Origin of the sequence: Thermoclostridium stercorarium subsp. stercorarium DSM 8532, from assembly GCF_000331995.1 — a bacterium.
GTDB classification, from domain to species: domain Bacteria; phylum Bacillota; class Clostridia; order DSM-8532; family DSM-8532; genus Thermoclostridium; species Thermoclostridium stercorarium.
Genome location: NC_020134.1, coordinates 1,359,574 through 1,372,100, shown reverse-complemented (window position 1 = coordinate 1,372,100; position 12,527 = coordinate 1,359,574). Strand labels below are relative to the sequence as shown.

The window sequence follows — 12,527 nt, the reverse complement described above, 5'->3', positions numbered from 1 at the left end:
TGTTATAATGCTACTCCCAACGCATTAACAAGATAATTAAGCCTGTCCTTGTCAAGAGACGGACTGAATTCCAAACCGCCGATTTTGGCAACATTTATCCTGTAAGCAGGCAATCCGAGGTTTTCTTCGAAATATTCCTCGATGCCTTTCATCTGTGAACCTCCGCCTATAAGGAAAATTTTGCTTGGATGTTCACCGTTACAGCGCGTAAGATAGAAGTCTATGCACATCTTGATGTCCTTAATTATTGAATCCATTACTCTCATTGCGGCTTTGGAGCAAAGATACTCGTTGCACGGCGTCAAAATGGTGGACAAACCGTACATTTTCTTGTAAAGTTCGGCTTTGTGATATTCATGAGGCTGCAGGTCCAGTTCCTTGATAATCTCCTCGTCAATTTTGCTGCTGCCTTTGAGGATTACCCGATTGAACTCGGGAGTCTTGTCCTTCAGTATGTTAATAATAGTGGTTTCCGAACCCAAATCAAACACGATGCATGTGTTGTTGTCATGTCTTGGATTCAGCGGCTTTTTAAGATCATGCCCTGTGTCTATGTCGAGCTTGAAAAACTTCGATACACTGTTGGACGGAATATCAACCGCTATAGGCTTCAGCTTCAGCTGGTTCAGGATATTTATGTAATTATCTATAATTTTCTTGGATACAACGGTTACAAATACTTTTATCTTCTTCTGCCCGTCCACGACTGTTTCGCCGAGAAGTTTATAGTCAATCCTGTTGGAATTCATGTCCACAGGAATTGTGTCCCGAATCTCTTCCCATATTTTTTTGTCAACTTCGCTTTCAGGCACTTTATCAATCATAATTACCCTGGATATGATGTTGGTGCCCGACATAACTATCTTGGCTTCTTTAGAGTTGATGTTATGCTCTCTCAGGACACGACTTATTTCCGCAACAACAGCGTCCTTATCCTTTATTGCTCCGTTTTTTATGCAGCCTTTCGGTGTATCTCCGATACCATAATTAAGCACCGATAATACATTGTTTTTGCTCTTTTTGACCTGCACGATTTTGATATACCGAAAGCCAATATCAATTGTTATAAAATTGTTGGAGAAAAGATCCACCACTGCCATTTTTACTCCCTCCTTTCTTATTTAATTTTTTTATTCCAGCGCTATTAACTTTTTCATTGCCACAGGGTCCATGGCATACTGGCATGCATTTTCATAAGTAATCAAACCGCGTTTATATAAAGAAGCTATGCACGCATCCATGGAATGCATGCCGTATTCTCCGCCCGTATGAATGCTGCTGTTGATCTGATACGTCCTCGACTCCCTTATCATGTTTGCTATCGCAGGAGTTACTATCATGACCTCTGTAGCGACCACTCTTCCCGCATTATCAGCTTTCTTTATCAACTGCTGCGAAACAATCCCCTGTAGCACCGTCGACAGCTGGCTGCGTACCTGCCCTTGCTGATGCGGAGGGAATACGTCTATAATTCTGTCAACAGTCTTGGCCGCTCCCAATGTATGCAGTGTTGACAGAACCAGATGTCCCGTTTCAGCAGCGGTTAACGCAATGGAAATTGTCTCCAAATCTCTCATCTCACCAATCAGAATAACGTCGGGATCTTCTCTTAACACTGCTCTCAATGCGTTGCTGTAACTTTTAGTATCCGAGCCTATTTCACGCTGATTTATCACGCTTTTGTTGTGTTTATGCAAATATTCGATAGGATCTTCAATGGTTACAATGTGGCATCTTTTTGTACTGTTAATATGATCTATCATTGCGGCAAGGGTTGTGGATTTACCGCTTCCGGTAGGCCCTGTTATAAGGACAAGGCCTCTCTGCCTTTCCGCCAGTGAATAAAGGATATTCGGAAGCCCCAATTCACTGATTTTCGGTACTCTCGACGGAATAACCCTTATGGCTATGGCATAAGTTCCTCTTTGCCTGAAAGCATTGACCCTGAATCTTCCGACACCGGAGAGCATATAAGCAAAGTCAATTTCTCCTTCTTCTTCAAGAAACGCGAACTGCGAGTCGTTCAACAACTGCTTCACCAAACTCAGGCAATCTTCTCCTGTAAGTATGTGGTCATCGACAAAAAACAGCGAGCCGTGTTTTCTTATGACCACCGGTAAACCTGCACAAATATGAAGGTCTGAAGCATCCATCTCTACGGCTTTTTGCAAGTATTCGTTGATATTCATAAAATTACACCCTAATCATTTATTGAAACTACGCTTAACATTTCTTCAAGCGACGTAACTCCTGATAAAACGAGGCGGGCACAGCTGTCTTTAAGTGTCCGCATTCCGTTTTTTAATGCCACATGCATCAATTCTTCGTTGGTGGCGCGGCGCGAAATCAAATCCCGCATTTCAGAATTTATCGTCAGAATTTCGTAAGCCGCAATTCGCCCCTTGTATCCCGTGCCGTTGCATTCCGGACATCCTACAGGCTTGTACAGCTTTGTTTCCTCATTTACATTCAGTATTTTCATTTCGTGAGGTTTGGCTACGTATTCCTCCTTGCAGGCATTACACAGCCTTCTTACAAGCCTTTGGGCCAGAACTCCGACAAGGGATGAAGCTATAAGGAACGGTTCGATACCCATATCCATAAGCCTTGTTATGGAACTTACCGAATCGTTGGTGTGGAGCGTGCTTAATACCAGGTGACCTGTAATAGCTGCGCGTATTGCTATTTCTGCAGTCTCCCTGTCGCGTATCTCTCCCACCATGATAATGTCCGGGTCCTGTCTTAAGAAAGCGCGAAGCGCACTTGCAAAGGTCATCCCCGCCTTAACATTCACCTGAACCTGGTTTATGCCCCTGATTGTGGCTTCCACCGGATCCTCAACGGTCAGAATGTTGACGGTTGGCTTGCTTAACTCTCTCAACGCAGTATACAAAGTGGTGGACTTACCGCTTCCCGTCGGACCCGTAACAAGCACTATCCCATGGGGATGGGAAAGAATACTGTCAAATTTCTCTATGTCGTCATCAAACATTCCCAGTTCGTCCTTTGTTCTGTTGAACCCTTCCTTATCGAGGATACGGATAACGACTTTTTCACCGAAAACGGTAGGAAGTGTCGACACACGGAAATCATAGTTCTTGTTATTAATTTTCAATGCAACTCTTCCATCCTGGGGAACCCTCTTTTCGGCAATGTTAAGTCCGCTTATTATCTTTATGCGTGCTATCAGTATCTGCTGGATTTTTTTGTCCTGTCTCATAAACTCGGTAAGTTTTCCGTCGATTCTGAAACGTATCATTACACAGTCTTCATATGCTTCGATATGAATGTCGCTGGCTCCTTTGTCAACGGCGCTTTTGAAGATCATATTTACAAGCCGTACTATCGGAGCGTTTTCAACGTCGCTTATATCTATTGTTTTTTCAATCTGTTCCTCTTTCTTTACCTCTATTTCTATTTCTTCTTTTACCTTCTCAAGTTCGCTTTCAATATCAATTACTTCTGTTTCCTCTTCTTCCGCAGGCTCTTCAATTTTCTCTTCCTCTTTATAGTAAACCTCAATCTTTTCATTAATAATGTCGCCGTCAGCAAGAAGAGGTATTACTTCATAGCCCGTTGCAAGCCTTACATCATCTATAGCATATATATTGGCCGGGTCGCTCATCGCCACGTAGAGGGATTCACCCTCTACCTTCAGCGGTATAAGGTTATACGATTTTGCAAGTTTTTTATCAACCAGCTTTACAATTTCTTCCTGAATCTCCACATCTTTAAGATCTGTGTACTGAACCCCAAGCTGTTCTTCCAGTGCCTGGTATAACTGTTCCTTTGTTATAAAGCCTTCCCGGACCAATATTGAACCCAGCATTTCTCCTGTTTCTTTCTGAATTTCAAGAGCTTTTCTCAGCTGTTCGTTGTCAACCAATCCCTGGGAAAGAAGAATACTTCCCAGTTTTTGCTTATAGATTGTTGCTTTGTTTTCGGAACTTTCCTGTTCCTTTTTCTCTATTTTTTCTTCCGGTTGAACCGGGCTGGTTTCCTTTATTTCTGGTTCCTGTACCGTAAAAACTTTGTCAATTAAATCCCTCAGAAGGTCGGGATCAACCATCACAGGTTTTATGTCAAGGCTGGTTATCAAAGACGCACTGTCGATGGCGAAAATGTTTTTGGGATCTTTCATCGCCAGGAGTAATGTATTGTCTCTCTTTTCAAGGGCAAGCATTTCGAATTTTCTCGACAGTTTTTCCCCAATCAGGTACGGAATACTTTTATCAGGTATGGTGTATTCCGAAAGATCGAGAAATTCATAACCTTCCGTCTCAGCCAAAAACCTGAGCAGTTTACTTTTTTCTACTGTTATGTTGTCGTAACCATCAATTTTTACAGTTACAGACATTATTTTTATCACCTTATATAATTTATAAAATCATATCTTTTATTGGGATTTTCTGTACTTTAATTATATTTTCTGTGGAATATAAATCCTATAAGGCTTTAAACTTATTTAATTAGGAAACTTTTACTAATTTAACATAGGACTTTATGTCTATATTTTTTTTGTAATTAAAAATAAATTATGTTAACAACCCTTTATTTTATCAATGTTTATATTTTTTATTAACGAAAAAAGTCGAAGTTTGCATTTAGCCGGAAATTAACGTATAATTGAACAGTAAACATAAAGCTTAAATATTTAAAGAATTTAAAGAAAAGGCAGATTGGTATGGCTAACAAAGGCAAAGACAAAGATTTGACAAAAGGTTCTATTTTGGGGGGACTTATTGAATTTTCAGTTCCGCTTCTTTTAGGTCTTATTTTTCAGCAACTGTATAATACGGTTGACACTCTCGTTGTTGGAAATTTTGTAGGAAAAGAAGCACTTGCCGCCGTTGGCAGCACCACACCGATAATTAATACCCTTATCGGTATTTTCACAGGTTTTTCCATGGGGGCAAATGTAATAGTTTCTCAATACTATGGAGCCAATGATGAAAAATCGGTACACGATGCCGTACACACATCAATAATTATGTCTTTTTTCTTTTCGATTATCATAACGGTAATTGGAATAGCATCGGCTCCGATTATGCTCAATCTGATGGACACCCCGGATGATGTAATTCATGAAGCATCGGTTTACCTGGAAATCTATTTTGCCGGTGCAACAGGACTGGTATTTTACAATATGGGATCAGGAATACTACGCGCTGTCGGAGATTCAAAACGTCCGCTTTATTTTCTTATTTTTTCAGCGGTCGCAAATACCGTGTTGGATTTAGTATTTGTTATTAATTTTAAGATGGGAGTTGCAGGCGTGGCATGGGCGACGGTAATTTCACAGGTTTTAAGCGCCATACTGGTGCTTATTGTGCTTTCACGTACGTCGGGTCCGTACAGAATTTACTGGAATAAGTTAAAACTTAACAAACCCATGCTGGAAAGTATAATAAAAATTGGTTTACCATCCTCCGTGCAGCAGGGTATTACCGCATTTTCAAATGTTTTCGTCCAGGGATACATAAATAAATTCGGGTCTGCGTTCATGGCGGGGTATTCGGCATACGGAAAAATAGACGCCATCGCACTTCTGCCAATGCAGGCTATTGCAATGGGTTGCACGACATTTGTCGGACAGAACATCGGAGCGGGTAAAATCAAACGGGCAAAAAAGGGAATAAACATATCTCTGATATTATCAATGGTGTTTACCGTTATTCTTCTTATACCTTTAATTATATTTGCCGAGCAGGCAATCATGCTTTTCAACAGCGAACCTGACGTAATATATTACGGCACACTGTATATGCGCTTTGTCTCTCCGTTTTATCTGCTGAGCTGCATTAATCAGGTTTATGCCGGAGCACTCCGCGGTTCGGGAGATACCCGCGCGCCTATGATAATAATGCTGAGCTCCTTCGTAGCCTTCCGTCAGATTTATCTTTATGTTGTCTCGAACATATTCAGGGACAATTTCTATCCCATACTGTTTGCTTACCCTGCAGGATGGCTTGTATGCAGTATTCTGCTTGTTATCTATTACCACAAATCCAACTGGGAGCACAAAAGGATAATTATAAAGAACAACAATGTTACTGAGGAGAATTAAGTTTGAATACAAAATGAGTAGGAGGCTGTTCGTTATTTGAATGGCCTCCTTTTCTATCACCGTAAATATGTACGATTCTCACACTTTCTGGCTACAGCCCATGCCAGATACACAACAAGAAAGCCGGCTTCATTAAGAAGCCGGCTTTCTTTTGGCTGCGGACTAAGGATTCGAACCCTAACCAAATGAGCCAGAGTCATTTGTGCTACCATTACACCAGTCCGCATCGCTTTCGCACTTCATATTATAATACATGTTTTTGATTTATGCAAGAGTTTTTTATATGAAATATTTTTACTACAGTTGCAATATTTGGATTACAAAAGTTAATCAATTCGCTATTTAGTATTTAGCTTTTATCTGTTACCTTTAACAGTTCTTAAATTAGTATTTCAGTTGTTAGAAAAACTATTATCTAAGATATTGGCATAATAGAGTATTCGCTTAAGTACGTTGTGTATTTTTCTTTTTAAAACTAAAGCAAAAACCCGCTTACTGAATTCAGCGGGTTTGCTTAAATTCGTTGTAAGGTGATGTTTACGATAATTTAAATTCCTTTCAATTGTAATTTCGGCTTTCATCTACTCCCATAAATCCCTTATCAATTTCTCAATTCTCTCTTTACGCTCTTTTGTCTTCTCAATGTCAATTGTAATATGTTCATCCGTTATGCTCAGTACATCTCCTTCCCTGGCTTCTGGCGGAAGGTGGGATTTATGAATATTAATTATCCTTCTTTCCTCAGTTTCGCATACTGCGTATTCACCTTCAAAACGATCAATTATTACCTGCATATTACCCTCCTTTACTGCGGCGGTTTACATACACTGCACGGACTATAGCCTTTTTCCTTCGCATCCTTCAGAGATATCGGTATTTTAGATTCTGAAAGATATCTACAATTATCAGAATGGTATTTCGAACCCGTTTTCGTTATATATACGGTTACGTTTTTGGTTTCCGACGCTTTTTGCTGTGTTGAAGCAGATGTCGAAGGTACCGGTGAAGGTGTCGGCGTACCTGTTGCCTTTGCAGCAGGTGTCGGTGCAGGTGTCAGTGTGGGATTTTGCAGAATTCTTCCTTTTTCAGTATTAATCTTAATATTGTTGCCGTCACTTTCCATTATAACCGTTCCGGCTTCATCGGTTCTGTATGTCTTCACACCGGCCACTTTCAGTCTGTTCAGAATAATACTGTCCGGATGCCCGTACTGATTATCCTTTCCCACACTGATTACCGCATACTTCGGTGAAACGGCCTTTAAAAATGCAGGACTTGTAGAACTGCTGCTGCCATGATGCCCAACTTTCAGCACATCAGCTTTCAGGTCGTAATTTTTATTCAGCATTTCATCCTCGGATACTTTCTCAGCATCCCCTGTGAAAAGAAAAGATGTTTCCCCAAAAGTAAGTTTTATAACGACGGAATAATTATTCAAATCATCATAATTGTCACTGTTCGGAGCAAGTATTTCAGCATTCACGTTTTTCCCTAAATCTAAAGCTCCCCCTGCCGTTGCAGTATTTACTTTAAGCCCTTTTTTCTGTATGGCAAGAAGCACATCTTCATATGTTTTCGTATTGTGACTAATTTTGGGCATATACACTTTTCCGACTTCAAAGGTGTTTATAACCGTATCCAATGCTCCTATATGGTCTTCATGCGGATGAGTACCGACCACTACATCAATCTTGTTTATGCCCAGATTTTTTAAATAAGCTGTAATCAGGTCGCCATCTGCATTGTTTCCTGCATCAATTAACATATTCTTCTCAGGCGCCTGAACAAAAATACAGTCCGCCTGTCCCACATCGATAAAATGGACTTTTAGCGTTCCGTAAACATTATCCGTTGCCTTCTGGCCATTGGCATCTTTTGTTGAATCTGTACCCGTTTCCGTTGTTTCAGTTGCTTCAGAGCCGCTTACCGGAGATCCGTCAGCCGCTTTTTCAGACTCTGAATTGTTTCCGGCATTAATTCCGGGCGATGACAATTCCGCATCGTTCTGAGCAGTAACGTTGTTATCAACGGTATTTGAAAATTCCAAACTTATCTGATTATCATGGGTATTGACCGAAACAGTATTACCAGCGTCCTTTATCAGCTGACTGCCGGTGTTTTCTGTAATTACAGCGGCGCAGGCCGATAATATAAGAAGACAATAAAACAATGACGCCAAAGCCATCTTCCACGGCCTTTTGCTTCTAAAACCAAGAGGTAACATGGTAGGATTTTTATTAACCGCATTTTTTCTGCGAAAATACAGCAAAGCAACCAGATAACCAAAGTAGGGCAGAAACAGACCTATCAAAAACCATAAATACGGATTTGCATTATATTTCTGCGACCTGTAATATGTGGCGTATGCCAAGAAAAAATACACTAATATGGCAATGATATTTATTATCATTACTTTACCCTCCCCTAACTATTTATGTAAACAATTATAACATACAAATAAAAAAAGGGCATGTTTATACGCCACAATGCACATCATATTGGTTATATTACGTCCCTGATGCTACCTGTGTTCCCTTCAGCCCGGTTAAAACTGTTATAATGTGTAAAATAACTAATTTGAATACATGAATGCTAAATTATCAGATAAGGTTAACGTAAAAATTCACAGCGGACAAAAAGTATATTTTAGTGTAATTTTGCGGAACAGCATTGAATTACTGAAATGCTTTGCGATTAATATGTTTTAAATTGTTAAATCTAATAAAATTTCTGGCAGAACCCCGACAAAACAAATTTGGGTTTATTGAGAAGTTTTATGTAAGAAAAAACAGCTGATGGTATTTCAGACAGAGTTATAGTCTTAAGTAGTGGTGTAAATTTCGTGGAAGCTAATTGACAAAAGTAACCACGATATGATTTCTACTTTATTAGGGAAACAAAACAAAAACAAATAAAGTAGAGGAGGTCATACCGTGGCTACTAATAATAGAATGGCACTTTTAGAACAACTTAGCAAGTATGTTGTTGAAAAAGATAAAGATTTTTTAAAAGAAGCATTAACATTACTCATTAATGCCCTAATGGATGCGGAAGTTACATCAATAATAGGTGCTGAAAAGTATGAAAGAAATGATAGTAGAAACAACTATCGCAATGGATATCGCCTAAGAGAATGGGATACTCGAGTAGGAACATTACAGTTAAGCATTCCCAAGTTACGTCACGGAAGTTATTTTCCAAGTCTTTTAGAACCGAGGAAAATGTCAGAGAAAGCATTATTGAATGTAGTTCAGGAAGCCTATGTTCATGGAGTAAGTACCAGGAAGGTGGATGAACTTGTAGAAGCTCTTGGAATGAAAGGGATTGATAAAAGCGAAGTATCAAGAATCAGTAAGCAACTGGATGAATTTGTAGAAGAATTTAAAAACCGTAGACGAGAGTTGTCAAGAATTTTGTGTCTGATTAAAGTAACGTAACTGGAAAATTTGTTGTATTTCATAAATGTGAGCATTTATCATTGGTACCGCTTTTTTCCATTTTGTCCGCCTCAAGTTCTCCCTCTGTAAATATATGTTAATTTCCAATACTTCGACAGAGTTAAAGTAACCACCCGATCTTATCCGAATTTTTTCAACTAGACTGTTGATACTCTCTACACTGTTGGTAGTATAAACATGCTTCCTCAAGGATTCGGGGTATTTAATGAAAGCCATATAATGTTCTGCTTTCTCCATGAGAATGTTCATATATCGGCTATATTTACTCTTAAATTTACTGCAAAGGTCATAAAACTTTTGAACAGCTTCATCAAAGGAAGAAGCAAATTTTATTTTATCGAGTTCTTTATTGAATTCTGCGGCATCAGCTTTGGTCATGTATTTGCGGATATTTCTCTGAAGGTGTACAAAACAGAGCTGATGATCAGCATATGGATATACAGCTTTGACGGTCTCGATAATACCTGGGAAATCATCACTTACAACCACTAAAACTCGTTTAAGACCGCGGTTTATCAAGTCTTCAAAGACCTTGTTCCAATCGGCTCTGTTTTCTTTGCCGAAGAAGGTGTAAAGGCCAAAGATGTCTTTCTTACCTTCCATATCAACGCCAAGGATTATGTAGCATGCGGCTTTCTTCACTTTTGAGCCGTCTTTTATCTCACAATGATAAGCATCGATTAATAAAGCAAACACCGATTCGGGTAATTCCCGTTGTTTGAAAAGGTCTAATTCACTTTTTAGGTCATCTTTGATTTTGTTGAGTTCATCATCAGAGTAAGGAAGGTTGAGGCTTTTGAGGGTATTTAAGAGAGAAGATTCTGAATAACCGTTGACAACAAGGGACATAAGAAGGTCTGTATAGGATTCATCCACCCTTTTATACGGTTCAGGTAGGATGTGGGGTCTGAAATCGCCAGTGCGAGTTCTTGGGACAGAGATGTCCAGGTTACCCATAGGTGTACCAAGTTTTCTATCATAAAAGCCGTTGCCTTTGTCGTTCTCGTTTTTCAAGAGATAGATTTGGCGTTCAGACAACATAAACCAGTCGAGCAAATCCTCCAGCAACTTTTTGAGGGCAGGGCGTGATGGATCTGAATCAGAGCAATACTGGTTTAATACTTTTTCAACCGCCATATTTTTGACTGTTTCATAATAGGTATTTTTATCCATAATTACCAGCCTCCTTTGTGATTTTATTATACACCAGACACAATTTTATTTTAACACCCCCGTAGACTGGAAGGAGAATATCCTTACCTTTGGCTTGATGCCACTTTCCCCAAGGTTCGGGAAGGAGGCAGGGTATGCAGTATGGCACTAGTTATAGCAGTAGGAGTTAATCAACAAGGTGAACGGGAAATATTAGGTTTTGATGTAGGGATGAGTGAAGACGGGGCTTTTTGGGAGGAGTTTTTAAGAAGGCTGGTAGCAAGGGGTCTAAAAGGTGTAAGGCTTGTAATCAGTGATGCACATGAAGGGCTGAAGGCTGCAATAAAGAAGATTTTAACGGGAAGTGCATGGCAAAGATGCCGTGTACATTTTATGAGAAATGTATTAAGCCAGGTACCAAAGCATTATCAGGGGATGGTATCATCGATAATACGGACAATATTTGCCCAGAATGATCAGGAATCTGCGAGGGAACAGTTAAGGCATGTAGTAGATGAGCTTAAAAATCGTTTTCCAAAAGCAATGAAAATTCTTGAAGAAGCAGAAGAAGAAATCCTGGCATATATGGCTTTTCCTCGTGAGCATTGGGCACAGATACACTCTACCAATCCGCTGGAGAGACTTAACCGTGAAATTCGCCGTCGAACGGATGTTGTTTGCATATTTCCAAATCGTGAGGCGGTAATCCGATTGGTAGGAGCAATGCTCATGGAACAAAATGATGAATGGAAAGTAGGGCGGCGTTATTTCAGTTTGGAATCAATGTCAAAGATTACATCGATAAATGAATTTACATTGACGCCAGTAGCTTTATTACATAAATGAGGTGAAAAAATGATAAAGTAGAAATCATTTTACACCACTTGACAAGACACTATCCAGACAGACTCAAACATATAGTTTTAAATTGCATGCATTAAGATTCTCAGAACAAATAAAAAAGAGACAGTTTCAACTCCTCATAGGTAAACTCAAAAACATAGGGCATTTCAATCTTTGCAGGTAAAAACTTCTAACCAACCGCCGCCGGCGTCAGGCGTTACTTTCGCACCTTTCAATCCTTATAGGTAAACTTTAAAACCGTTGTGGATATAATGAATATGGCCAGCTAGGATTGTTTTAATTCCTTACAGGTAAACTTAAATCTTTTTTGGAAAGACAAGCCTTCGCTAAAAACGGTGAGTTTCAATTCCTTATAGGTAAACTTCAAACCCTAAAACCTGGCATAAAAAGCCGCTTTTATAAAATTGCAGTTTACAAGTTTTTAAGCATTAAAACCCGTAAATATTTGATACTGCTCGATTTTTACATCTGCCGATCCCTTGCTTTTATAAGCTACTGGCCATCGACAGAATTATTCCATAAATCAATTTACCATATATTTTTTCTATTTCAATTTATGCTTATAAATGAATAACGCCCGGGGTATTTTTAACTTGTCGCAGCATGAATTTGAATTTATTTCTGTAAACAATAGCCGCAACATCTTATGGTGTGGCTGAAAACTCCGGATTAGATCTCTTTCAGCTGTTATTAATATAATACCAACCTTAAAAGTTTTGCAAAATTATATCTATAGTAGGCAAAAGGTAAACAACTTAATTAACATTCAATTCGCTTCTAAACAACAAAACCCGCTAACCTTTGCTGTTAGCGGGTTTTATTTGGAGCTGGTGGGCGGACTCGAACCCCCGACCTGCTGATTACAAGTCAGCTGCTCTACCGGCTGAGCTACACCAGCATATCACTAAATGGCGACCCAGAAGGGACTCGAACCCTCGACCTCTAGCGTGACAGGCTAGCGTTCTAACCGGCTGAACTACTGGGCC

At 39.6% G+C, this 12,527-nt stretch carries 7 protein-coding genes, 3 tRNA genes and 2 pseudogenes; 3 read left to right on the top strand and 9 right to left on the bottom strand.

Annotated features, from left to right (window positions below; translation table 11 throughout):
* Positions 1-2: 2 nt before the first annotated feature.
* Genes pilM through CST_RS05950 form a run of 3 tightly spaced genes read right to left on the bottom strand, consistent with a single transcriptional unit; the run spans position 3 to position 4,357 of the window.
* On the bottom strand, positions 3-1,100 hold the full coding sequence (gene pilM, locus CST_RS05960) for a type IV pilus assembly protein PilM (protein WP_015358939.1): 1,098 nt from the start codon (positions 1,098-1,100) through the stop codon (positions 3-5).
* A gap of 30 nt (positions 1,101-1,130) precedes the next feature.
* Positions 1,131-2,189 (bottom strand): type IV pilus twitching motility protein PilT, encoded by a 1,059-nt coding sequence (locus CST_RS05955; RefSeq protein ID WP_015358938.1) that lies wholly within the window; start codon positions 2,187-2,189, stop codon positions 1,131-1,133.
* An 11-nt stretch (positions 2,190-2,200) separates the two neighbouring features.
* Positions 2,201-4,357, bottom strand: a complete 2,157-nt coding sequence (locus tag CST_RS05950) for a type II/IV secretion system protein (RefSeq protein WP_015358937.1) — start codon at positions 4,355-4,357, stop codon at positions 2,201-2,203.
* A gap of 327 nt (positions 4,358-4,684) precedes the next feature.
* On the opposite strand from CST_RS05950, the gene CST_RS05945 reads away from it, so the two are divergent.
* The gene (locus CST_RS05945; protein WP_015358936.1) at positions 4,685-6,067 is read left to right on the top strand and encodes an MATE family efflux transporter; all 1,383 of its coding nucleotides are present in this window, start codon (positions 4,685-4,687) and stop codon (positions 6,065-6,067) included.
* 152 nt (positions 6,068-6,219) lie between these two features.
* Here CST_RS05945 and CST_RS05940 read toward each other — a convergent pair.
* From CST_RS05940 to CST_RS05930, 3 genes are all read right to left on the bottom strand, one after another.
* Positions 6,220-6,293: transfer RNA gene (locus CST_RS05940), tRNA-Gln, on the bottom strand.
* Between the two features lie 355 nt (positions 6,294-6,648).
* Entirely contained in the window at positions 6,649-6,861 is a 213-nt protein-coding gene (locus CST_RS05935; protein ID WP_015358935.1) for a DUF3006 domain-containing protein, read from the bottom strand.
* An 11-nt stretch (positions 6,862-6,872) separates the two neighbouring features.
* Positions 6,873-8,477: a ComEC/Rec2 family competence protein gene (locus CST_RS05930; RefSeq protein ID WP_015358934.1), complete on the bottom strand. Its 1,605-nt coding sequence runs from the start codon at positions 8,475-8,477 to the stop codon at positions 6,873-6,875.
* Between the two features lie 523 nt (positions 8,478-9,000).
* Between CST_RS05930 and CST_RS05925 the strand changes: the two are divergent.
* Positions 9,001-9,468: pseudogene (locus CST_RS05925) on the top strand (IS256 family transposase); the annotation flags it as partial.
* Positions 9,469-9,471: 3 nt separating this feature from the next.
* Here CST_RS05925 and CST_RS05920 read toward each other — a convergent pair.
* Positions 9,472-10,698: an IS256 family transposase gene (locus CST_RS05920; protein ID WP_015358103.1), complete on the bottom strand. Its 1,227-nt coding sequence runs from the start codon at positions 10,696-10,698 to the stop codon at positions 9,472-9,474.
* A 60-nt stretch (positions 10,699-10,758) separates the two neighbouring features.
* Here CST_RS05920 and CST_RS05915 point away from each other — a divergent pair.
* A pseudogene (locus tag CST_RS05915) lies at positions 10,759-11,523 on the top strand (IS256-like element ISCth5 family transposase); the annotation flags it as partial.
* Between the two features lie 840 nt (positions 11,524-12,363).
* On the opposite strand, the gene CST_RS05910 reads toward CST_RS05915, so the two are convergent.
* Positions 12,364-12,439: transfer RNA gene (locus CST_RS05910), tRNA-Thr, on the bottom strand.
* Positions 12,440-12,450: 11 nt separating this feature from the next.
* Positions 12,451-12,527: transfer RNA gene (locus CST_RS05905), tRNA-Asp, on the bottom strand.